We start from the raw sequence: 23,567 nt of genomic DNA on the forward strand, positions 1-23,567 counted from the left end.
ATAACAGTGAGGAGTGAGAGAAAATGGGGATGCCGCTAGAATTAAATACAATGATTGTGACAAAAGGCAACGAAAAGCGTGTAACAGATAACATTTTTCAAGTTGAGAAAAAAGGATATCGTTTGTATCCGTTGGATATTCCATTAAACATTCACAAAACGAAAAATGGAGAATGTATTGGAACTGCTGTTGTGCGTAAGGTAGAAATGGAGCAGGAAAAAACCATTGTCACATATGAACTGACAAAATTACATTCGACTAACTAAAAAACCGATCGTCTATAAGACGATCGGTTTTTTATTAGACTCTAGGTCCGCCTAATGTTGAAATGTCCGATGCTACATCATTAAAACGCTTGAAGTTCGCTTTGAATTTAGCGGCAAGTTCAGTTGCTTTTTGGTTATAAGCTGTTGCATCGTTCCATGCTTTAGAAGGCTGAAGCACTTCATCAGGAACTCCGGGAACATGAGTTGGAATCGATAAACCAAAAATAGCATCTGTTACTGTTTCGGTATTAGCTAGTTCTCCTTCAAGAGCTGCTTGAACCATAGCTCGAGTGTAACTTAACTTCATTCGTTCACCCACGCCGTATTCACCGCCGGTCCATCCAGTGTTTACAAGGTAGACATTTACGTTATGTTCATCGATTTTCTTTCCTAGCATTTCTGCATAAGTTGTTGGAGCAAGAGGTAAGAAAGGCTCACCAAAGCATGTAGAGAAAGTAGCCTGTGGCGATGTTACGCCGCGCTCTGTTCCAGCTAACTTACTAGTGTATCCGCTCAGAAAATGGTACATCGCTTGTTCTTTTGTAAGCTTGCTGATTGGAGGTAAGACGCCGAAGGCATCAGCAGTTAAAAAGACAATAGCTGTAGGGTGCCCAGCAACGCTTGGCAATACCGTATTATCAATAGAGTCAATTGAATAAGCGGCACGAGTATTCTCTGTTAAACTATTATCATTGTAATCTGCTACTTTCGTATTTTGATTCAACACTACATTTTCCAGTACTGCGCCGAAGCGAATTGCATTAAAAATTTGCGGTTCTTTTTCTTCGGAAAGCTGAATGCACTTCGCGTAGCAGCCCCCTTCAATATTAAATACACCAGAGCTTGACCAACCGTGCTCGTCATCTCCGATTAAACGACGGTTTGCATCAGCAGAAAGCGTTGTTTTACCCGTTCCAGATAAACCAAAGAATAATGCAACGTCACCTTCTTCTCCTACGTTAGCAGAACAGTGCATGGATAGAATATTGTTTTGAGGAAGCAAGAAGTTCATCACTGAAAAAATAGATTTTTTCATTTCACCAGCGTATTCAGTTCCTCCAATTAGCACAATGCGTCGCTCTAATGAAAGAATAATGAAGGTTTCAGAATTCGTCCCGTCTGTTTCAGGATCAGCTTTGAACGTTGGAGCTGCTACAATTGTAAACGGCTTCACATCATCATTTGTTTTTTGTTCAGCTGAAGGGCGAATGAATAACTGCTGAGCGAATAGGTTGTGCCATGCAAATTCATTAACTACTTGAATTGGTAACTGATACTTTTTATCAGCTCCAGCATATCCATTAAAAACAAAAAGTTCATCCTGCTTCTTTAAGTGGGTTAAGACTTTTTTGTATAGCGCATCGAATCGCTGAGCAGAAATTGGCTGATTGACGGGTCCCCATTCAACCGTTTTTGAAGATACAGCATCGCTTACAATAAATTTATCCAAAGGAGAGCGACCTGTATATTTTCCGGTTTCGACTGACACAGCACCTGTAGAAGTCAGCGTTCCTTCGCGTCGAGCTAGAATTTTTTCAACAAGTTGTGGAACAGATAATTGGTGTTTTGTTGTTTTTAATTGAAGCAAACCATTTAATTCGATAGACATATCAACAGTACTCATGTGCACTACCTTCCTTTTTAGCTATTATTTATTCATTAATGTTTGAAATTTATAATTAGTATAACACATTTATTTAATTATTCTATACTATTTAACTAAAAATGTTTGTGTATTATAAAAAAATGTACGTTATACCTATTTTAGACACATGTATATGTGCTAGAAGCGAAAAAAGTGAAGCTATTTCAAGTGAAAGCCTTTTTTTGGTCTGTCTTGTTAACCAAACTTCGTGATCATTCTTAATAAGGTATACTATTTTTAAATTTGAGTATGTTACATTAAAACAGATTCAAACATAAAGAGATGATTTCCATTTGAATGTTGTTGACAGTGAAGCGCTTTTTCATGTATTATATGTCCTTGAACGGATACTCTCTTATCCCGAGCTGGTGGAGGGACAGGCCCTGTGAAACCCAGCAACCATCGTCATTTTTTTGTGTAGACGATAAGGTGCTAACCTGATGCAAGGGCACAACCTTGATCGATAAGAGTGAAAGGCTTATGTAGAATTTGATACCTTTCCTCGATACAAGGAAAGGTTTTTTTATATTTTTTAACGTGTAATGAAAATAAGGGAATGAGTACCGTATCACAATGTATCGTATTTATAAGGAGGAAAACTGATGTCAACACAACGTCGTCTGTTCACGTCAGAATCTGTTACAGAGGGACATCCCGATAAAATTTGTGACCAAATTTCTGACTCAATTCTTGATGCTATCCTAGCAAAGGATCCAAATGCTCGTGTTGCTTGTGAAACAAGCGTAACAACTGGTTTAGTTTTAGTAAGCGGTGAAATTACAACTTCTACTTACGTGGATATTCCTAAAACAGTTCGTGAAACAATTAAAGGAATTGGCTATACTCGTGCAAAATACGGATTTGATGCTGAAACTTGTGCAGTATTAACATCTATCGACGAGCAGTCAGCTGATATCGCTGCTGGTGTAGACCAAGCGTTAGAAGCACGTGAAGGTCAAATGTCCGATGAAGAAATCGAAGCAATCGGAGCTGGAGACCAAGGGTTAATGTTTGGTTATGCATGTAACGAAACAAAAGAATTAATGCCTCTTCCAATTTCATTAGCTCATAAACTTGCTCGCCGTCTAACAGAAGTACGTAAAGAAGAAATTCTTCCTTACCTTCGCCCGGATGGTAAAACACAAGTAACAGTTGAATATGATGAAAACAACAAACCTGTTCGCATCGATACAATTGTTATTTCAACTCAGCATCACCCAGAAGTAACGTTAGAGCAAATTCAACGTAACTTAAAAGAATATGTAATTAATCCAGTTGTTCCAAATGAGTTAATTGATGAAAATACAAAGTATTTCATTAACCCAACAGGACGTTTCGTAATCGGCGGCCCTCAAGGAGATGCTGGTTTAACTGGTCGTAAAATTATCGTTGATACTTACGGCGGATATGCTCGTCACGGCGGCGGTGCATTCTCTGGTAAGGACGCAACAAAAGTAGACCGTTCAGCAGCTTATGCAGCTCGTTATGTTGCGAAAAACATTGTAGCAGCTGATCTTGCTGATAAATGTGAAGTACAACTAGCATATGCAATTGGTGTTGCACAGCCAGTATCTATTTCAATTGATACATTCGGTACAGGAAAAGTTTCTGAAGAAGTACTAGTAGATGTAGTACGCAAAAACTTTGACCTACGTCCAGCAGGCATCATTAAAATGCTTGATTTACGTCGCCCAATTTATAAGCAAACAGCAGCTTACGGTCACTTTGGTCGTACAGATGTGGAGCTTCCTTGGGAGTTCACAGACAAAGCTGAAGCATTAAAAACTCAAGCTTTAGCTAAATAATAAAAAAAATCTCCGTGAAAACGGAGATTTTTTTTATGCCCATTGAATACCTTCAGCAGATTTTTCTACGACATCTTCATATTCTGAAAGCAAATGCTGAAAAATGGCGTCCCATGATTGAGTAAGAGCATAGTGTCTCGCTGCATGGCCAAAGTGAAGCCGCTGGTGCAAATCATCAAGTAAACCTGTAATAGCCGAACTGAATTCTTCTAAGGAGTGAGGTTTGCAAAGGTAGCCGTTTCGCCCGTGCTGAACCATCTGTTTAACTCCTCCTGCATTTGCTGCCACCACGGGAGTTCCAGAAGCAAGAGACTCCAGTACGACATTTCCGAACGTTTCTGTTTCTGAAGGGAAAACAAACAAATCAGATGAAGAATAGATATGAGCAAGTTGCTTACCTTCAAGAAAGCCTGTAAATGTCATATGCTCAGATGCTTGCTGTTGCATTTGTTCTTTTAAAGGACCATCTCCCACAATAAGCCAGTGAACTTGGTGGCGGATATGATCAGGTAAAGATCGGGCAATTTTTAGTAAAAAATCAGCGTTCTTTTCTTTAGCTAACCTTCCTACATACGTTAAGATGTAGGGTTTTTTTATATTATATTTAATACGAATATCAAAGCGGTCATAGTGGGGATGGAACAATTTGTGATTTACCCCTCGCGACCAAATAGCTACGTTGTGAAACCCTTGTTTTTCTAGCTGCTGTTTGGTCACTTCGGAGGGAGCGAATAATTTTTGTACAGGTTTATAAAACCATTTCATATATTTTTGCAGTGGTACACGCATTTTTTCAAGTTCATAGTGAGATAAATAATCATCAAAATTGGTATGATAAGAGCCGACAAGAGGAATACCTAATCTTTTTCCGTAATAGGAGCCGCAAAGCCCCATTGTAAAAGGAGTGGCCAAATGAATAAGAGAAGGGTTGAATTCCTGCAGCTGCTTTTTAATTTTTAGAACGTTTGGCAATGAAAAGCGGCTGTTTGGATAAAGGAAAAACGGCATGCTAGGCGAGCGGTGAACATACGGTGAAAACGACCGATTATGAGCAAATTCAGGAGCAAATACCTGGATGGGAATTTGCTTTGATTTGACATACTGAGTAAATTGATAAAGTGTTTTAGCAGCTCCGTTAACTTCCGGAGCAAATGTATCTGTAAATAAAGCAATTCTCATGAGTACTCCTCCTATCAATTAGACTAAAAATATGTTCAGTGAAACAGCACCTGAAAAGATGCCGAGTATCAGGCCTACCATGACATCCGTCGGATAGTGCAGACCGAGATAAATTCTTGAAATGCCTACCGTTACTGCAAGCGGCAAAAGAACGGCAGCGAAGGCTGGGTAAGTAATCATCAGAGGGGTAACTAACGAAAAAATAGCCGTTGTATGCCCCGATGGAAATGAATGATCTTTTAATGGATTTTCTAATACTTTTGTATGCTTTAGTTGAATATAAGGCCGTTGTCTCGGATATAGCTTCTTAGCAATGGCAACAGGAATATGGCTAACGGCTAGAGAAAAGGCACAGGCGTAAGCGACGGATGAAGGATGCAGAAATAGCAGCAAGCACGCTATCACAATGGTAAACGTGGCTCCGCCGGCATGAGTTAGTAAACGTAAAAATCTATTTAAGTGCTTTCGATCAAAATGTTGATTTACACTTTTGAATAATCGGCATTCGGCATCGTATACATACTGAATTAACTTGGCTTTCATAGAGTCGCTCCCTTTTTAATAAATACGTCTTTATTATTCAGTTTAATCTTTAATTGTGGAGGCAGTACTAAAACGATGTAAATTAATATGGAAATTTCTTTACAATTGTGGAGAGAATAGAACATGATTAGAGAGTTTGTGGAGATACTAAAAAAATTCCCTCAGTATGACTTTCTGAGGGAACGTTTCCTTTATAATGAAGAATCAGATTTCTTAATAGACTTATAATACTGCCCTTTTTCTACATATTCTGTACGAATGCGCTGCATATCTTTTAAATCCTCCTCAGTCAGAGTGCGGATTACTTTAGCAGGTCGACCGAGTGCGAGAGTATTAGGTGGTATTTTTTTACCGGGAGGCACTAAACTTCCTGCACCGATAAAAGCACCTTCACCAATTTCCGCACCGTCTAAAATAATAGAGCCCATGCCAATGAGCGCGCGTTTGCGGATGATGGAGCTGTGTAAAATAACTTGATGTCCTACTGTCACATCATCCTCAATAAGCAAAGGAGCATTTGGGCTTTGATGGAGTGTTGATTGATCTTGTATATTTACTCGTTTCCCGATAATAGTAGGCGAAACATCTCCTCTAATAACGGTGTTAAACCAAATGCTGCTTTCTTCACCAATGGTGACATCTCCAGTAATCGTGACATAGTCTGCGAGGAAGCAGCTGGGTGCAATATTAGGCATTTTTTCTTTATACGGATAAATCATCAAATCATCTCCCTTTATTAGTTGAAAAAAAGTAGTAAATCTTCTAATGTAAGTGTACAAAGGTTTTTAAAGCAGGTAAACAAAAAAAGGAAGAAGGAGTAACTCAAATGCATAAATGGGAAGCAGTAAATCCAAAAGGCGTTATTGTCATGGTCCATGGAGCAGCGGAGCATCACGGGCGCTATCGCTGGCTGATTGAGATGTGGCGTTCGGTTGGAATGCACGTAATCATGGGAGACCTTCCTGGCCAAGGCTTAACAACGAGAAGAAGAGGACATATCCTATCCTTTGATGAATATGTATATGAAGTGGAAGAATGGGTACGTGAAGCGCAAAAATATGATTTGCCTATTTTCCTGTTAGGACATAGTATGGGAGGACTGGCGGTTATTCGTACGCTGCAGACAAAAAATCTTCCTATATGGGGTGCGATCCTTTCCTCACCTTGTCTAGGATTAAAAGAGCAAGTACCAGCTTACTTAGATATGTTATCTAAAGGATTAAATAAAGTCATGCCGAACAAACTTTTTGATTTGGGTCTTACTGTTGAAAAAGCAACAAGAAACCAAGAAGTTCGAGATGAAGATGAAAACGACTCACTGTACGTTACAAAAGTTTCTGTAAGATGGTACCGAGAATTGATTCAAGCTGTTAACTTAGCTTTTAAAGATATCGATCGTTTGCCGGATGTTCCGCTTCTTGTGATGCAGGCAGGAGAAGATAAAATTATTGAAAAGCTGATTGTTAGACAGTGGTTTGATGAAATAGAGCTAAGTGAAAAAATCTACAAAGAATGGTCTCAGCTGTATCACGAAATCTTTAATGAGCCTGAAAGAGAATACGTTTTTACATACGCGAAAAGCTTTGTTGATCTTCACATTTAATGAGTGCTGTCAGAAATTGAGGTGAAAATAAATGAAGATTCCGTCTCGTCCTATTTCATTAATGAGAAAAATTTATCGAGAAGTGTTTCCCGTCGTTCATCATGAGCTTAACCATTGGCGGGAAAGGGCAAAAGAGATTCCTAATAAAGAATTACGCACTCAAGCATTGGCAAGTATCGATACAAAAACTTTTCATTGTGAAGGAGGCGGCATCCTATCGATTTTAGCGAAAGAAAACATGATTGAATGCGTAAAATTTATCGTTGCCTACCAAACAATCAGCGATTACTTAGATAACTTATGTGACCGCAGCAATTCGCTCGATCCTAAAGATTTTGCAGCCTTACATGAATCGATGCCAGATGCGTTGACTCCTCATGCACCTCTTGGGGATTACTATCGTTTTCGAACGGACAAAGACGATGGAGGATATTTAGCGGAACTTGTCCAGACTTGTCAGCAGTCCTTGCGAAAAGCCTGTAATTACCATATCGTCTCTTCACATTTATTAGAACTAGCTACTTATTATTGTGATTTGCAAATACATAAGCATGTTGAAATCAAGGAAAGAGTTCCACGATTAGAGAATTGGTTTGATGCTCACCGGCACAGTGTTCCTGAAATGGAGTGGTATGAATTTTCAGCGTGCTCTGGTTCAACGTTAGGCATTTTTTGTTTGGCTGCTTACAGTTTTCAAGAAGAGATGACCAAAGAAATGACGGAGAAAATAAAAGCGGGATATTTTCCTTATATTCAAGGTTTACATATTTTACTCGATTATTTAATTGACCAAGAAGAAGATAAAGCAGGAGGAGATTTGAACTTTTGTTTTTATTATCCTCACTATCAGCAAATGATGGACCGCTTTTTGCATTTTGTTGTAAAAGCGGACGAATATGCTAAAAAACTGCCGGATTATCACTTTCACTGCTTTATCTATAAGGGACTCCTGGGCGTTTATTTGTCCGATCAAAAAGTGAGGGCACAAAAACATGTTCATGTGAATGCACGTCGATTAATCAAAGCGGGGGGAGCACTCAGCTACTTTTTCTATATCAACGGACGCTTGTACCGAATGTTAAAAAGATAAGCCATATGCGGCTTATCTTTTTTCAATAGCAATGATGAACGGAGGATTGTTTTGCTGATTCATGAAGCGATATTGTAAAACATGGACGTCTTTTTGATCCAGATTTTGGACGTACGTTAGTAAATCGTCTCTTTCTTGTTTCCCTTGTTCGTGTCCGTGATAAATAACGAGCACAATCACTCCTTCAGGTGCTAGCAAATCAAGTAACTGCTCAATTGCAGAAATTGTTGTTTCAGAAGTGGTGACGATGTCTTTATCTCCACCTGGTAAATAACCTAAATTAAAGACAGCGCCCGTCACTCGTCCATTAATAGAGTGGGGAAGCATGCTTATATTGCTATGGCTTTCTTGGATAAGCGTGACTCGTTTTTCTACATGATGTTCTGTCAATCGCTGCTGAGTTGCTTGAATGGCTTGGGGCTGAATGTCAAATCCATATACATGACCTGTATCTCCGACTAAGTTGGCTAAGAACAATGTATCATGTCCATTTCCTGCTGTAGCATCAATCGCGACATCTCCTTCGGCCACAGCATTAGTGAGCAACGTGCGGGCAAAAGGCAGGATACGTTCTATTTTCATCTTTCCATCAACTCTTTTTCGTAATATTTTCCTTGATAGCTTTGGCGACGTTCGAGCTCTTGATCAATGGCATTTAATACGCTCCACTTATTTACGCTCCACATCGGTCCGATCATGAGGTCTATCGGTCCATCACCGGTAATACGATGAACAATCATCTCAGAAGGGATTACTTCGAGCTGATCGCATACAAGCTTTACATATTCTTCAAATGAAAGAAATTCAACAAGGCCCTTTTCATACTGTTTGACCATAGGAGTTCCTTTTAGTAAATGAAGCAGATGAATCTTAATTCCTTGAACGTCTAATTTTGCTACTTGCCGTACCGTTTCCATCATCATCTCAGGTGTTTCTAAAGGCAAACCATTAATGATGTGAGAACAAACGCGAATACCGTGTTTTCGAAGCTTTGCTACACCATCTACATAGCATTGATGATCGTGTGCCCGGTTGATAAGCAGTGAAGTTCGTTCATGAACAGTTTGCAGTCCAAGTTCTACCCATAGATAAGTTCGTTCATTTAATTCAGCCAAGTACTCCACCACATCGTCGGGGAGACAGTCAGGGCGCGTGGCGATAGAAAGCCCAACAACTCCGGGAAGCTTTAAGACCGCTTCATATTTTTCACGAAGCTCCTCAACAGGAGCGTGAGTGTTAGTGAATGCTTGAAAGTAAGCAACGTATTTTCCGTCTTTCCATTTATGATGCATTTTTTCACGGATTTCGTTAAATTGTGTCACAAGATCATCCGCTCTGTTTCCAGCGAAATCTCCTGAACCGGCAGCGCTGCAAAACGTACAGCCGCCGTGAGCTACCGTGCCGTCTCTGTTTGGACAATCAAATCCTCCATCTAAGGCTACTTTAAATACCTTATGGCCAAAGTGGTTACGTAAGTGGTAATTCCAGGTATGATAACGTTTGTTTTCAGATTTATACGGAAATGGGTTTGTCTGATTCAAATCAGCAACCTCCTTTTTACATGCAATATACATCAACAAATTGTATCAAAAACGTGAAAAAGTGCCAAACAAATTTAAGGATGCTTATATTTAACAGGTTCTTCTTGTCGTAAAGGAGAGTAAAGTTGCGCAAAATAAGACAGAAATGAACGAATAGGAGGAATAGACAATGACAACTCGTCAAGCAGTGGATCAACTTATGCAGCAGTGTGAAGATGCTATTCGCTTTGGACAAGGTCAGTTACAGGAAGGCATGAAACAAGAACATTACAATGACACTGAATATACAAAAGCACAGGAAAAATTAGAAAATGCTTATAAAGAAATTGAAGAGTTTTCTCACAGTGCAAATGCACAGCAAAGAGAGCAGCTATATCGCATGCGCCTGCAAGTTCAGCAGCTGCAAAGTAAATTGATTACAACTCAGCATTAAGGAGAGGATTTTATGGCAACTCGTTCAAATCAAAATAACCCGGAACAAAAAACAAAAAACGGGATCAACAGCAATGATATTGAGCTAGGAAAAGATTTTGATCCTGTAAAAGAATTAAAAGCACGGAACAGCAAGCGTGCCCAGCCGGTTCGTTCGAAGCAAAAATAAGCGGTAAAAAGGTGATTTTGCATGATATTGTCATGTGAAATCACCTTTTTAAATAGTCAGCGAATTTCAAATAAATTGTCTATATGTAAAAGCATTGCGAACCCTTTAAGAAAAGACTAGAATGTACGTTGGCATTCGAATAGATAGGGGGGAGATCAATGCCCAAGTCACTTTGGTTTTTGATTATTGGTATGCTTGTAAACGTAACGGGAGCTTCGTTTTTATGGCCTCTCAATACAATTTATATAAATGAACATTTAGGAAAGTCGTTATCCGTTGCAGGAGTGGTTCTTATGCTGAACTCTGCTGCAAGCGTAGTGGGTAATTTACTAGGGGGAACGCTTTTTGACAAAATTGGAGGATATAAATCCATTTTATCAGGAATTATTATTACCCTTGTTGCATTAGTGGGACTGGTGTTTTTCCATGGTTGGCCTACATACGTTGTTCTCTTGGTTATTGTAGGATTTGGATCTGGTATTGTGTTTCCATCTATGTATGCAATGGCAGGCTCAGTCTGGCCACAAGGCGGAAGAAAAGCATTTAATGCGATGTACGTTGCTCAAAATGCAGGAGTGGCTATTGGCGCAGCGGTAGGGGGCGTTGTAGCATCCTATTCATTTACGTATATTTTCTTAGCTAATACAATTTTATACGTTATTTTTCTTCTTATTGCTATTTTTTCATACCGTCATATTTCGGTTACAGTTGGGCAAACGAATGTCCTTAATGAAGCCGGTAGTATTCAGCACAAAACGAAACTGACGGCCCTTCTTATTTTATGTACAGGATACGTATTATGCTGGGTCGCGTATGTTCAGTGGCAAACAACGATTGCTACGCATACGCGTGAGTTGAATATACCTCTTTCTAGCTACAGTTTGCTTTGGACGATTAACGGCATTTTAATTGTAGTCGGTCAGCCTTTGATTGTGCCTATCATTCAAAAAGTAGCAAAGACATTAAAAGTACAGGTTCTAATTGGAACGGTTATTTTTGTGGCTTCTTTCATCATCGTGGTGAATGCCACAACATTTTCGCAGTTCTTAACAGCAATGATTGTGTTAACAGTTGGAGAAATGTTTGTTTGGCCAGCAATTCCAGCTGTCGCAAGTCAGTTAGCTCCATCAGGAAAAGAAGGGTTTTATCAAGGCGTAGTCAACAGTATGGCTACTGCAGGTAAAATGATTGGCCCTCTCTTTGGAGGCATTATTTTCGATGCGTTTAATATGTCTACCCTGTGCTATTTATTAATTGCACTATTGTTATTTAGCATGTGTACAACATGGATATACGATTATAAATTAAAAGAAAAACGTCAGCGTTCACTAACCATCTCTAAATAAATAGAGGTGGTTTTATTTTTGACTGTTCAATAAACGTAGGAATGTCTTCAGTATTCCTTTAATAATATAGTAAGGGTCGTGACAAGCAAAGAAAGGAGTATATACCTGTAAAAATGTAAGCGTTTTCTAATTATATAACTTCTTGGGGGGCTAGAATATGCTTAGTATGATTGGATTAATTGGAGGATTATTGCTGCTCATTGTATTAACGATGAGAGGCATGAATTTATTTATAGCAGGTCCGCTTAGTGCTTTAGTTGTTGCGTTAACAAGCGGAATGCCTTTATTTCCACAGCTGGTGAAAGAAGGAGAAGCAAATTTTGTTGGGAATTATATGTCTGGTTTCACAGGATTTATTGCTTCTTGGTATTTAATGTTTCTATTGGGCGCCGTTTTTGGAAAAGTGATGGAAGACAGCGGGGCCGCTGATAGTGTTTCTCGCTGGATTGTCAGTAAACTAGGAATGAAAAGAGCAGTGTTGGCGATTGTACTTGCCTGTGCGGTCTTAACATATGGAGGAGTCAGTCTGTTTGTAGTAGCATTCTCTGTCTATCCAATGGCTTTAAGCTTATTCAAACAAGCTGATTTGCCGAGGCGGTTTATCCCTGCTGCTTTAGCATTCGGTTCCGTTACGTTTACGATGACCTCGGCTGGATCGCCTGAAATCCAAAACTGGATTCCAATTGAATATTTAAAGACTAGTCCGTATGCAGGATGGGAAGTTAGTTTAGTTGTAGCGGTAGTGATGGCTGTATTCGGCTACTGGTGGTTAAAGCGCTTGATTTCAAAAGCAGTTAAAAATGGAGAGCGTTTTATATCACGCGAGAAAGATCCAGCAGTAACGGAAAATCAGTCTCTTCCTAATCCGTTATTAAGTTTGCTTCCGCTTGTGGTCGTGCTCATTATTTCTTTTGCACTTCATAAGCCGCTTCAGCAATCTGCGTTGATTGTCGCACTTTTAAGCGGTATCATTGTCACATACATTGTGAACCGAAAACACTTTAAAGGATTTTGGAATGCAGCATCAGAAGGGACGCTTGGAGCGTTAATTGCAATTGGGAATACAGCTGCTGTCGTAGGTTTTGGAGGGGTTGCTAAGGCTGTTCCCGCGTTTGGAGTGGCTGTAGATGCCATGACGCATATTCCAGGCAGTCCGTTGATAGGGGGAGCTATTGCGGTGAGTGTTATCGCGGGGATGACAGGTTCGGCTTCAGGAGGTCAGGCGATTGCTTTGCCAATTTTAGCCCCTCACTATCTAGATGCTGGTGTAAATCCAGAAGCTCTCCATCGTGTAGTAGCTATATCTTCTGGCGTATTAGATTCCTTGCCTCATAATGGTTATGTCGTCACCACAATTAATTCTATTTGTGGAGAAACTCATAAAGATGCGTATGGATCAGTTGCAGCGATGACGGTAATTGTTCCGCTTGTTGGTCTCGTACTTGCGATTATCCTGTTTTCTTTTGGATTTGGTATTTAATAATAGCTGTTAAAGAAAGTAGAGGCGGGGACAAAAGTATTTTAGCTGAAGGAAGATCCGAACGATAAATCGTTCGGATCTTTTCATTATTATGGTGAACTCGGCTTTTATGTGTTTAGTTGCTTTAAGCTGTTGATTGGAGCGCAAGATGAAGCCTTGCACGGAAATGAACAGTTTTGTAGCAAGGAGTCCAGATATCCTATTTATTCAGCTTTAGATAGGATTAACTTAATTATGTCTAAATCTCTTTGTTTGGCGTTGTATGTATGTTTTTGGGAGAAGTTGTTCATATATAAGAATGAAAGAGGGGATTTAGCAACAAAGCAGTGAGGCAGTGTAGAAACTTTTACAAAATCCGTTGAACAACTTGCAGTTTGCGAACATATTATTTACAATACAAGGTAGTATGATGTAAAAACTATGATAAGGAATAGTAGTGAACGAAGCGAGCTAAGAGAGCTGACGGGTGGTGCGAGTCAGCAAACGGGCGTTCATGAACTCACCTTGGAGTTGTAAATGTGAAGTAAAGTAACATTTACCGTCTATCCGCGTTAAGGAAAATGAGTGAGTACATAATTGTGCTAATTTGGGTGGTACCGCGGGAAGTTTATTCAACCTCTCGTCCCTTTGTTTGAGGGATGAGGGGTTTTTTAGTTTAATTAAATACAGCTGGAGCGTACAAGGAGGATTATGTATGGCTTTTAATCATGAAAAGATCGAACAAAAATGGCAAAAAGTTTGGGAAGAAAATAAAACATTTAGAACAACAGAAGATGAAGGAAAGCGTAAGTTTTACGCATTAGATATGTTCCCTTATCCATCTGGGGCGGGTTTACACGTTGGGCATCCAGAAGGTTATACAGCAACGGACATTTTATCTCGTATGAAGCGTATGCAAGGATACAATGTACTTCATCCAATGGGATGGGATGCATTCGGACTACCTGCTGAGCAGTATGCATTAGATACAGGAAACGATCCGGCTGAGTTCACTGAACTTAACATTAATAATTTCCGTCGTCAAATCAAATCGTTAGGTTTCTCTTACGATTGGGAGCGTGAAATTAATACAACTGATCCTAACTACTACAAATGGACGCAGTGGATTTTCTTACAGTTATATAAAAAAGGCTTAGCTTATGTGGATGAAGTAGCTGTTAACTGGTGTCCTGCGTTGGGAACAGTACTTGCAAACGAAGAAGTTATAGATGGCAAAAGTGAGCGCGGTGGGCATCCGGTTGAGCGTCGTCCAATGAAGCAGTGGATGCTTAAAATCACAGCTTATGCAGATCGTTTACTAGAAGATTTAGATGATCTTGATTGGCCAGAAAGTATTAAAGAAATGCAGCGAAACTGGATTGGCCGCTCTGAAGGAGCTCACGTTCACTTCACAATTGATGGATATGACGAAACATTTACTGTGTTCACAACGCGTCCTGATACGCTGTTTGGGGCAACGTATGCCGTTTTAGCACCTGAACATCCGTTTGTGGATAAAATTACGACAGCCGAACAAAAAGAAGCGGTAGAAGCGTATTTAGATCAAATTAAAAGCAAAAGCGATTTAGAGCGTACAGACTTAGCTAAAGACAAAACGGGCGTATTCACAGGTGCTTATGCAATTAACCCTGTAAACGGTGAGAGAATGCCAATTTGGATTGCTGACTATGTTCTAATGAGCTATGGTACAGGTGCAATTATGGCTGTTCCTGCTCATGATGAGCGTGATTATGAGTTTGCTGTTAAATTTGAACTGCCGATTAAAGAAGTAGTAGCTGGTGGAGACGTTTCAAAAGAAGCTTATACAGGCGACGGCGAGCACGTTAATTCAGACTTCTTAAATGGTCTAGACAAAGAAGAAGCAATTTCAAATATGATTCAGTGGCTTCAAGCAAATGAAAAAGGTGAAAAACAAGTAACATACCGTCTGCGTGACTGGTTATTCAGCCGTCAGCGCTACTGGGGTGAACCGATTCCTGTTATTCACTGGGAAGATGGCACAACAACTGCAGTTCCTGAAGATCAGCTTCCGCTTGTTTTACCAAAAACAACTGAAATCAAGCCGTCAGGTACAGGTGAATCTCCATTAGCAAACATTGATGACTGGGTGAACGTTGTAGATCCGGAAACGGGCAAAAAAGGGCGCCGCGAAACAAATACAATGCCTCAATGGGCAGGCAGCTGCTGGTATTACTTACGCTACATTGATCCAACGAACAGCGAAGCATTAGCAGATGCAGACAAATTAAAAGAATGGTTGCCGGTTGATATTTATATCGGTGGAGCTGAACACGCTGTTCTTCATCTATTGTATGCTCGTTTCTGGCATAAATTTTTATATGATATCGGCGTAGTTCCAACAAAAGAGCCGTTCCAAAAACTGTTTAACCAAGGTATGATTCTTGGAGAAAACAATGAAAAAATGAGTAAGTCAAAAGGTAACGTTGTAAACCCAGACGAAATCGTAGAAAGCCACGGTGCAGATACGCTTCGCCTTTACGAAATGTTTATGGGACCGTTAGATGCATCCATTGCTTGGTCAACAAAAGGGCTTGATGGTGCACGCCGTTTCTTAGATCGTGTATGGCGTTTACTTATCGAGGATAATGGTGAATTAAGCAGCAAGGTTCAAGAAAGCAATGATACTACACTTGAACGCGTATATCACCAAACGGTGAAAAAAGTAACGGAAGATTACGAAGGTCTTCGTTTTAATACAGGTATCTCTCAACTTATGGTATTCATCAACGACGCATACAAAGTTGATGTGCTGCCAAAGCAATACGTAGAAGGATTTGTGAAGCTATTAGCACCAATTTGTCCTCATACAACTGAGGAATTATGGAGCAAACTAGGCCACGAAGATACGATTTCATATGAAGCTTGGCCTGCGTTTGATGAAGCGAAACTTGTAGATGATGAAGTGGAAATTGTCGTTCAAATTAACGGTAAAGTACGTGCAAAATTAAACGTACCTGCTGAGGCATCTCGTGAAGAGCTTCAAGATATTGCAATGGCTAATGAAGATGTTCAAGAGTTCATTGAAGGTAAGACAGTACGCAAAGTGATTGCTGTGCCTGGTAAATTAGTAAACATCGTAGCTAATTAAGTATTGATGTAGAACAGCCCCCCTGACTAAAGAGCAGTCAGGGGGGCTGTTCTAGACCTAAGCGTCTGATGTCCCCCTTTCGGGGTTGACATCAGGCCCTTAGTTAAACCTTTAACTACGATTGGAAAAGCTTAGGTAGGCTGCTGCTTAAGCTTTTCTTATTTAGTGGCATAAAGGTATTTGAATTTGCTACAATAGCGATAGCAAGCTGAATGAAAGAATAGAGAGGAATGACGAAGATGGAAGAAGTAAAAGTGATTACGCCTGAAGAGCTTCAAAAACGCGTTGAAAATGGAGAAGAGCTTCATTTAGTTGATGTTCGCGAAGATGAGGAAGTAGCAGAAGGAATGATTCCAACTGCTAAACACATTCGTATGAATGATATTCCAACTAATGTGGATTATTTCGATAAAGAAAAAGAATATATTTTCATTTGCCGTTCTGGACGCCGCAGTGAAAACGTATGTTACTACCTTCAAGAACAAGGTTATAAAGTAACAAATATGGTTGGCGGTATGTTAGAGTGGGAAGGAAAAACGGTTAATAAATAAGAAAAAGCGCCTTTGACAGGCGCTTTTTTCTTTTGGAATGAAACTTCTACCATTCGACTAAAATGATAGTAGCAAAACAAATGATGACTAAATCTATAAAAGTCTTCATAAAAATAGAGGTAGGAAGAAGTTGAAAATCAGTACGAAAGCCATCATTGAGAGAAGCAGTCCATTCTGATTGAAACAAATTTGATAGGACAAGGTGGTAGAAGCTATGATACAGGTGAAAATGTTTGATAAAGAGCATGAAAAAGATTTAGAGTTTGCGGTGAACCGATTTTTACGCAAATTAGAAGATGAAGACGTCGTGGATATTAAGTACCAAGTCACAGTGGATGTTGATCGTGATGAGCAGGTGTACTGTTTTTCAGCCATGGTTATGTATAAAGCCTAGCATATTATGCTAGGCTTGTTGCAAATTCTCCTGCATTACTGCCAGCCAAACGGCCTGTTACAAGGGCAGAAGTAATATTGTATCCTCCAGTATATCCGTGGATATCAAGAATTTCCCCGCAGAAGTAAAGGCCTTGCATAAATTTAGAAGACATTTCTTTTGGGTGAATTTCTTTAACGGATACTCCGCCTCCTGTGACGAATGCTTTCTCTAAAGAAAGTGTGCCGTTTACAGCAAATTCAAATCGTTTGCACATTCTCGAGAATTCTCTCAGTTTTTCATGCTGAAGCTGTCCCGCTAGCGCTTGGCTATCAATGTCTGCTTGCTCGAGTAAAAATAATAGATAGCGTTCAGATACAAAACCTTTTAAAACATTTTTAATCACTTTTTTCGGCTCTTCTTTTGTTGTTTTGACTAATTGTTGAAAAATCTCTTCTTCGTTTTGGCTAGGAAATAAATCAAGAGACATTTGAACAGTGTTGCTTTTTTGTTTCTTTAACTCTTTAACAACATATTGGCTGCAGCGAAGAGCGGCAGGGCCAGAGATGCCAAAGTGAGTGAAAATCATATCCATCTGATGAGTTATGACAGGTTTGCCTTTTTTATTAAGTACGCTTAGTCCTACGTTGCGAAGCGATAGACCTTGAAGCGTTTTTGTTTTAATAAAGTGTTCGCTAGATGTAATAGGAACTTCTGTTGGGTAAAGTTCAGTAATTTTATGACCTGCATCTTTTGCCCATTGATAACCGTCTCCTGTCGAACCCGTATGAGGCACTGATTTTCCGCCTACTGCAATCACAACGCTTTTCGTTTGGACTGCTTCTCCGTCTTGAAGTACAACTTCTTTCACGGTGTTGTTTTCATAGTTTACGCGTTTAACGGCTGTGTTTGTGCGAATTGTTACACGAAGACGGTGAAGTTCACTAATTAATGCATCAACAACAGATTGTGCTTTATTGCTAACCGGAAACATACGCCCGTGATCTTCTTCTTTTAATTTAATTCCAAGGCCTTCAAAATAGGAGATGATATCTTCGTTATTAAAAACAGAAAACGCACTGTATAAAAAGCGTCCGTTTCCTGGAATGTGTTTAATAAGTTCATCAATCGGAAGGCGGTTTGTTACATTACAGCGGCCCCCTCCAGAAATGGCAAGCTTTCGTCCGAGTTTATTGCCTTTATCAATTAATAATACGTTTGCACCTGACTCACCAGCTGCAATCGATGCCATCAAACCAGAAGGTCCTCCTCCGATTACGACTACATCATATATCATACTTTCACCAACCTGTCTATTCTTAAAAAATTTTAGTTTGTTCACTGACAAATCTCTCAACATTGGATAAAATGGGCTATAGTCTTTGTTTTTTAGCTTGTTGACGAGTGTGAGTGAGTATAAGACCTTTCTTAGTGTATACTCTCACTTGCTTCTTTTCAATTCTATCATTATTATCAGTATGTAACATTAAGTATCGGAGGCAAACGTATGTCTGATTCAAAATTGTTAAGAGGGACCTTTGTGCTAACGCTTGGCACTTATGTATCCCGAATTCTGGGAATGATTTATTTATTTCCATTTGCGATCCTTGTTGGAACCGTAGGGGGAGCACTGTTTGGTTATGGATATAACCAATATGCTATTTATTTAAGTATTGCTACAGCCGGTATGCCAATGGCCGTATCGAAATTTGTATCAAAATATAATGCACTCGGTGATTATTATACGAGTAGAAGAATGTATCGGGCCGGCATGAAATTAATGCTTGTCACAGGAATACTTGCATTTTTACTTTTATATTCGTTAGCGCCTGTTATGTCTAGAATTACACTTGGAGGCTCTGATTTAAATAACTCCTTAGAAGATGTAGTAATGGTTATGCGAATGGTTAGTGTTGCGTTAATTGTAGTACCGATGATGAGTTTAATGCGAGGATTTTTCCAAGGTCACCAGTCTATGGGACCCACAGCTGTTTCACAAGTAGTTGAACAACTTGTGCGGGTTGTCTTTTTATTAGCATCCACTTATATCGTCATCAAAGTTGTACATGGGAGTCTTGCGCTAGCCGTTGGATTTGCTACAATGGGTGCTTTTGTAGGAGCTCTTGCTGGACTTGCCGTATTAATTTGGTACTGGAAAAAACGAAAGCCTCATCTCGATAAAATGGTGAACGAGCAGACGGTAACCCCTACGCGTATTTCTACCGTATCCATTTTTAAAGAGCTGCTTACGTATTCATTGCCCTATGTATTTGTCAGCTTAGCTATTCCGCTTTATCAGTATGTGGATCAATTCACATTTAACCGTGCGATGGTAGCGGCTGGACAAAAAGAAATAGCGGAGTCCATGAACGGAATTGTTCAGTCTTATGTTCCAAAGCTTGTGATGATTCCTGTTTCATTAGCTACTGCATTCGGTTTGACTCTTGTACCAACGATTACACGTTCATTTGTGAATAAAGATTATAATGTATTGCAAAAGCAAATTGATCAAACATATCAAACGATTATGTTTCTTGTGCTGCCAGCATCTGTAGGGTTAATGGCTTTAGCTGGTCCAGCATATACGTTTTTCTTTGGAACAGATGCATCGGATGCGGGTGGAAATGTCTTGCTTTATTATGCACCCGTAGCTTTATTGTTCTCGTTTTTCACGGTTAATGGAGCTATTTTACAAGGGATCAACAAACAAAAATATGCTGTTTTAAGTCTATTATTTGGATTGATTGTGAAAATTGTCGTGAACGTGCCATTTATTCTTATGTTCCACGAGATCGGTTCAGTTTTAGCGACAGCACTAGGCTATATCGTATCTCTTGTTTATATGTTTGCGCTTATTCAAAAACACGCAAAATATAACTACAGTGAGTTTATAAAACGCTCTGTGCTCATTCTCATTTTTGTTGCGATTATGGGAATCAGCGTAAAAATTGTTTCAGTAGTAATTGGTCTGTTTACAACCCCAGGACGATTCTCTGCCACGGTTATTACGATTATAGGAGCAGCAGTAGGCGGCCTTATTTACTTTATTATTACCTATCGTTCAAGCCTGCTTGAAAAAGTAATGGGAGCGAGGGTAACAGGTGCAATTGAACGAAAGATACTGCGCCGAAATAAACAGCGCAGTGCATAAGAAGATGACTCGTTAGAGTCATCTTCTTTTCAAAAAAAGGAGGATATTACATGCGTTTGGATAAATTGCTTTCTACCATTGGGTACGGAAGCCGAAAAGAAGTTAAAGGTCTTTTAAAGACTGGAGCTGTTAAGGTAGACGGTACAGCGGTTAAAGATGCTAAGGTACATGTTAATCCAGATGAACAAGAAATAACTGTGCATGGCGAAGCCGTTTCTTACCGAGAATTTGTTTACTTTATGCTGCATAAGCCGCAAGGTGTCATATCAGCGACGGAAGATTCTCTTCATGAAACAGTTTTGGACTTATTGGAAATTGACGATGCTGTGTACGACCCATTTCCGGTAGGGCGTTTAGACAAAGATACAGAAGGGCTCTTGCTGCTGACAAATGACGGTCAGCTTGCACATCAGCTGCTATCTCCTAAAAAGCACGTTCCTAAAACGTATTTTGCAAAAATTAATGCGCCGGTGACTGAAGAAGATGCTGAAGCATTTAGACAGGGTGTCACTCTTGATGATGGATACGTAACAAAATCAGCAGAGTTAAAGGTACTAACAAGCGGTGTGGAATCAGAAATTGAATTAACGATCGTTGAAGGGAAATTTCATCAAGTGAAGCGTATGTTTGAAGCAAGAGGAAAAAAAGTAACGTATTTAAAACGTTTATCTATGGGAGCTTTGCTATTAGACGAGTCGTTAGATTTAGGAGAGTACAGGGAGTTAACGGAAGAAGAACTAGCTTTATTACAAAAATCAAATGCCTAAGAAGAGGCGAAAGAAAAAGGAACCTAAGTCTAAAATGGTTCCTTTTTTTGTCCACTTTATTCGACAAGTGAAACATTTCACGTTAAAGCACTTAAACGAGTACCAACTCTGCTTGACGTGCAAATGGAGCGGGGGACTATGCACTCGTCCAAGTCTTGACTTTCTACTGCGTAGAATTTTATCTCTATATATAAATCACTTACTACCCTTGAAATAAACTTACTAGGATGACATCTTGACCTTCTTTTGCGTAGTCGTCCATGTACCGCGACTTGGGCTGCGAACTAAATCATTATATGCTAACACATTCAAGTCACGCTGAATGGTTCTTGGTGTAATACCAAATTCGTCTACGAGCTCTTGCGTTGTAACTGTTCCATTTTTACAAATGAACATATAGACCGATTTGATACGAGTTAGCATTCGATTAGTTGAAGGTTTCAAAAAACCACTTCCTTATTCGTTTTTCGTAAGGCACAACTTCTTTATAACTCTGAGATGTCAAGCACTATTTCAGTCCTTATCCTTATTGTACACAAAATCGACAGAAAAATAAAAGAGAAAACGCAAATTAACACAATATTTACAAAAAATGATATAAATATGTAATCCTTTCGTAACATCTCCTTCCTCTATTTGCACATTTTTTATAGTATATGTAAACAATAAACAAATAGAATCCGTTTTTATCGATTGTGCCTACAAATTATTTCCCGGAATTTTGACTCTGTAAACCTTTGATATGAAAGGAAAGAGACAATTATTTCTTTCTATATAAAGGTATGATAAAGTTAAATTTACCAATAGTAATGATAGATACAATCTGTAAAAGCAGGCAAAGGAGGCACACAGATGACAGCAATTAATTGGAAAGAGGAAGTGCAAAAAAGAGAAGCTGAAATTCTAGCTGAGACGCAGCGTTTTTTGCAAATTAAAAGTGTTTTGACAAGCACAGAAAAAAAAGAAGAGCCATTTGGACCTGGAGTTGCTCAAGCGCTTCACTTTCTTTTAAACAAAGGAAAAAATGACGGGTTTTCCGTCAAGAACGTAGACGGATATGCAGGTCATATTGAAGCGGGAGAAGGAAAAGACCTTCTTGGCATTTTGTGTCACGTAGACGTCGTTCCTGAAGGAGACGGGTGGTCGGTTGATCCATACGGCGGTGAAATAAAAGACGGGAAAATTTTTGCTAGAGGAGCAATCGACGATAAGGGCCCGACGATGGCTGCTTATTATGCGATGAAAATTGTGAAAGATTTAGGGCTTCCTCTATCTAAGCGGGTTCGAATGATTATTGGAACGGATGAAGAAAGTGACTGGAGATGTGTGGACCACTACTTCAATCATGAAGAGATGCCAACGATGGGATTTGCGCCGGATGCAGATTTTCCTATCATTTATGCTGAAAAAGGCATTACAGATGTAGAAATTCGCCAGCAGCCCATTGAAGGAACAAAGGGAAGCGTCCAGCTTACATCATTTGTCTCTGGGCGACGCTACAATATGGTTCCTGATCTTGCAACAGCTGTTCTTGAATTCCATAGTGAAACGGATATTAAAAATAAATATGATCAATTTTTAAAAGATCAGTCTTTAAAAGGTTCAATAACTGAAAAGAGCGGTGCGTATACACTTACTCTAGAAGGAGTTTCAGCACATGGAAGCGTGCCTGATAAAGGGAAAAATGCTGGGCTTACACTTCTTCGCTTTTTACACACATTAGAACTTGATGAACAAGCTAATCAGTTTGTAGGTTATGCAAATGCGTATTTAATCCAAGATGCACTAGGAGAAAAAATGGGCTTAAATCGCAAAGATGAGGTCACGGGTGATTTAACGATAAATGTGGGAATCATGTCTTACAATCAAGAAGAAGCGGGGCACTTTGGCTTAAATATTCGCTATCCTGTATCAGCTCATATTGACGATATTATTGATACGATTAAAGAAAAAAGTGAATCTTATCAAATGACTATCAAACATTTTACAGATTCTAAACCACATCACGTCGATCAAAAACATGAGCTTATTCAAACGCTTCAAAAGGTTTACCAAGAACAAACAAATGAAGAACCTACGCTTATTTCAATTGGAGGAGGAACATATGCCAGAGCATTAGAAGCGGGTGTGGCATTTGGACCTCTTTTCCCAGGCCGTGAAGAAGTAGCGCACGAAAAAGACGAGTACATGGTAATTGAGGATTTGCTTCGTGCAACAGCTATTTATGCACAGGCTATTTACGAATTGGCTAAATAAAAAGAGGTTGAGACATAACGAAACGAATCCAATTTAAAGGTGAATAACTAGGATACATGAGCTGGACTGTTTGTGACACCGCAGTTGATTTCCATGCAAGGCTTCGCTTTCCGCGGGCGGCCGCTGAGTCTCCTCGTCGCCTGGGCTCCTGCGGGGTCTCACCTGTTCTGCTTTTCCCGCAGGAGTCTTCGCCTTGCCCTCCAATCAACTGCTAGAAGTAACGAAACCGATGAACCTACATTCACCATCACAAAAAAACGA

At 39.6% G+C, this 23,567-nt stretch carries 23 protein-coding genes, 1 riboswitch and 1 other annotated feature; of the genes, 14 read left to right on the top strand and 9 right to left on the bottom strand.

What is annotated here, in order from left to right; all coding sequences use genetic code 11:
- Positions 1-23: 23 nt before the first annotated feature.
- Positions 24-266 carry a DUF2584 domain-containing protein gene (locus ACRPLQ_RS24550; protein WP_028411849.1) on the top strand — a complete coding sequence of 81 codons (243 nt, stop codon included), beginning with the start codon at positions 24-26 and terminating at the stop codon, positions 264-266.
- Positions 267-300: 34 nt separating this feature from the next.
- Here ACRPLQ_RS24550 and pckA read toward each other — a convergent pair whose 3' ends face one another.
- Positions 301-1,890, bottom strand: a complete 1,590-nt coding sequence (gene pckA, locus ACRPLQ_RS24555; protein WP_028411848.1) for a phosphoenolpyruvate carboxykinase (ATP) — start codon at positions 1,888-1,890, stop codon at positions 301-303.
- Between the two features lie 373 nt (positions 1,891-2,263).
- A riboswitch (SAM riboswitch) is annotated at positions 2,264-2,381 on the top strand.
- Between the two features lie 132 nt (positions 2,382-2,513).
- Between pckA and metK the strand changes: the two genes are divergently transcribed.
- Complete coding sequence (metK, locus tag ACRPLQ_RS24560; RefSeq protein WP_013059536.1) at positions 2,514-3,716, top strand: methionine adenosyltransferase; 1,203 nt, start codon at positions 2,514-2,516, stop codon at positions 3,714-3,716.
- A gap of 33 nt (positions 3,717-3,749) precedes the next feature.
- Here the strand turns inward: metK and ACRPLQ_RS24565 are convergent, their stop codons facing one another.
- The 3 genes from ACRPLQ_RS24565 to ACRPLQ_RS24575 form a co-directional block, all read right to left on the bottom strand.
- Complete coding sequence (locus ACRPLQ_RS24565) at positions 3,750-4,895, bottom strand: glycosyltransferase family 4 protein (RefSeq protein ID WP_049166263.1); 1,146 nt, start codon at positions 4,893-4,895, stop codon at positions 3,750-3,752.
- Between the two features lie 18 nt (positions 4,896-4,913).
- Positions 4,914-5,438, bottom strand: a complete 525-nt coding sequence (locus ACRPLQ_RS24570; RefSeq protein ID WP_028411846.1) for a phosphatase PAP2 family protein — start codon at positions 5,436-5,438, stop codon at positions 4,914-4,916.
- 191 nt (positions 5,439-5,629) lie between these two features.
- Positions 5,630-6,157, bottom strand: coding sequence for a gamma carbonic anhydrase (locus tag ACRPLQ_RS24575; protein ID WP_028411845.1), 528 nt, complete (start codon positions 6,155-6,157; stop codon positions 5,630-5,632).
- A 107-nt stretch (positions 6,158-6,264) separates the two neighbouring features.
- Here ACRPLQ_RS24575 and ACRPLQ_RS24580 point away from each other — a divergent pair, with 107 nt between their 5' ends.
- Both ACRPLQ_RS24580 and ACRPLQ_RS24585 read left to right on the top strand, forming a co-directional pair.
- Positions 6,265-7,041 carry an alpha/beta fold hydrolase gene (locus tag ACRPLQ_RS24580; RefSeq protein ID WP_013059532.1) on the top strand — a complete coding sequence of 259 codons (777 nt, stop codon included), beginning with the start codon at positions 6,265-6,267 and terminating at the stop codon, positions 7,039-7,041.
- 31 nt (positions 7,042-7,072) lie between these two features.
- Positions 7,073-8,131, top strand: a complete 1,059-nt coding sequence (locus tag ACRPLQ_RS24585) for a tetraprenyl-beta-curcumene synthase family protein (protein ID WP_028411844.1) — start codon at positions 7,073-7,075, stop codon at positions 8,129-8,131.
- 12 nt (positions 8,132-8,143) lie between these two features.
- Here the strand turns inward: ACRPLQ_RS24585 and ACRPLQ_RS24590 are convergent, their stop codons facing one another.
- Together ACRPLQ_RS24590 and ACRPLQ_RS24595 are read right to left on the bottom strand one after the other, a co-directional pair.
- Positions 8,144-8,713 (bottom strand): class I SAM-dependent methyltransferase, encoded by a 570-nt coding sequence (locus ACRPLQ_RS24590; RefSeq protein ID WP_033579588.1) that lies wholly within the window; start codon positions 8,711-8,713, stop codon positions 8,144-8,146.
- Positions 8,710-9,672, bottom strand: coding sequence for a TIGR01212 family radical SAM protein (locus tag ACRPLQ_RS24595; RefSeq protein ID WP_432236306.1), 963 nt, complete (start codon positions 9,670-9,672; stop codon positions 8,710-8,712). The genes ACRPLQ_RS24590 and ACRPLQ_RS24595 overlap by 4 nt, the downstream gene beginning before the upstream one ends.
- A gap of 169 nt (positions 9,673-9,841) precedes the next feature.
- On the opposite strand from ACRPLQ_RS24595, the gene ACRPLQ_RS24600 reads away from it, so the two are divergent.
- From ACRPLQ_RS24600 to ACRPLQ_RS24630, 7 genes are all read left to right on the top strand, one after another.
- A complete protein-coding gene (locus ACRPLQ_RS24600) occupies positions 9,842-10,105 on the top strand; it encodes a YtzC family protein (protein WP_230183016.1) in 264 nt (87 codons plus the stop codon).
- A 12-nt stretch (positions 10,106-10,117) separates the two neighbouring features.
- Positions 10,118-10,273, top strand: coding sequence for a hypothetical protein (locus tag ACRPLQ_RS24605; protein WP_013059527.1), 156 nt, complete (start codon positions 10,118-10,120; stop codon positions 10,271-10,273).
- Positions 10,274-10,431: 158 nt separating this feature from the next.
- A complete protein-coding gene (locus ACRPLQ_RS24610) occupies positions 10,432-11,619 on the top strand; it encodes an MDR family MFS transporter (RefSeq protein ID WP_033579590.1) in 1,188 nt (395 codons plus the stop codon).
- A gap of 157 nt (positions 11,620-11,776) precedes the next feature.
- Positions 11,777-13,099 carry a GntP family permease gene (locus tag ACRPLQ_RS24615; protein WP_028411840.1) on the top strand — a complete coding sequence of 441 codons (1,323 nt, stop codon included), beginning with the start codon at positions 11,777-11,779 and terminating at the stop codon, positions 13,097-13,099.
- 411 nt (positions 13,100-13,510) lie between these two features.
- Positions 13,511-13,729, top strand: a binding site (T-box leader).
- Between the two features lie 64 nt (positions 13,730-13,793).
- Positions 13,794-16,208: a leucine--tRNA ligase gene (leuS, locus tag ACRPLQ_RS24620; RefSeq protein WP_028411839.1), complete on the top strand. Its 2,415-nt coding sequence runs from the start codon at positions 13,794-13,796 to the stop codon at positions 16,206-16,208.
- A gap of 239 nt (positions 16,209-16,447) precedes the next feature.
- On the top strand, positions 16,448-16,759 hold the full coding sequence (locus tag ACRPLQ_RS24625; RefSeq protein ID WP_028411838.1) for a rhodanese-like domain-containing protein: 312 nt from the start codon (positions 16,448-16,450) through the stop codon (positions 16,757-16,759).
- A gap of 214 nt (positions 16,760-16,973) precedes the next feature.
- Positions 16,974-17,153, top strand: a complete 180-nt coding sequence (locus tag ACRPLQ_RS24630) for a sporulation protein Cse60 (RefSeq protein WP_013059521.1) — start codon at positions 16,974-16,976, stop codon at positions 17,151-17,153.
- A 4-nt stretch (positions 17,154-17,157) separates the two neighbouring features.
- On the opposite strand, the gene ACRPLQ_RS24635 is transcribed toward ACRPLQ_RS24630, so the two are convergent.
- Positions 17,158-18,429, bottom strand: a complete 1,272-nt coding sequence (locus ACRPLQ_RS24635) for an NAD(P)/FAD-dependent oxidoreductase (RefSeq protein ID WP_432236307.1) — start codon at positions 18,427-18,429, stop codon at positions 17,158-17,160.
- A 210-nt stretch (positions 18,430-18,639) separates the two neighbouring features.
- On the opposite strand from ACRPLQ_RS24635, the gene ACRPLQ_RS24640 reads away from it, so the two are divergent.
- On the top strand, positions 18,640-20,283 hold the full coding sequence (locus ACRPLQ_RS24640; protein WP_028411836.1) for a putative polysaccharide biosynthesis protein: 1,644 nt from the start codon (positions 18,640-18,642) through the stop codon (positions 20,281-20,283).
- A 50-nt stretch (positions 20,284-20,333) separates the two neighbouring features.
- Positions 20,334-21,050, top strand: coding sequence for a pseudouridine synthase (locus tag ACRPLQ_RS24645; protein ID WP_028411835.1), 717 nt, complete (start codon positions 20,334-20,336; stop codon positions 21,048-21,050).
- A gap of 222 nt (positions 21,051-21,272) precedes the next feature.
- Here the strand turns inward: ACRPLQ_RS24645 and ACRPLQ_RS24650 are convergent, their stop codons facing one another.
- Complete coding sequence (locus ACRPLQ_RS24650; protein ID WP_013059517.1) at positions 21,273-21,494, bottom strand: DeoR family transcriptional regulator; 222 nt, start codon at positions 21,492-21,494, stop codon at positions 21,273-21,275.
- 408 nt (positions 21,495-21,902) lie between these two features.
- Between ACRPLQ_RS24650 and pepV the strand changes: the two genes are divergently transcribed.
- Positions 21,903-23,306 carry a dipeptidase PepV gene (pepV, locus tag ACRPLQ_RS24655; protein ID WP_257042278.1) on the top strand — a complete coding sequence of 468 codons (1,404 nt, stop codon included), beginning with the start codon at positions 21,903-21,905 and terminating at the stop codon, positions 23,304-23,306.
- Here the strand turns inward: pepV and ACRPLQ_RS24660 are convergent.
- On the bottom strand, positions 23,299-23,514 hold the full coding sequence (locus ACRPLQ_RS24660; protein WP_047749728.1) for a hypothetical protein: 216 nt from the start codon (positions 23,512-23,514) through the stop codon (positions 23,299-23,301). The genes pepV and ACRPLQ_RS24660 overlap by 8 nt on opposite strands.
- Between the last annotated feature and the right edge of the window lie 53 nt (positions 23,515-23,567).

Source organism: Priestia sp. TRN 1309, assembly GCF_050846875.1.
Classification (GTDB): Bacteria; Bacillota; Bacilli; order Bacillales; family Bacillaceae_H; genus Priestia; species Priestia zanthoxyli.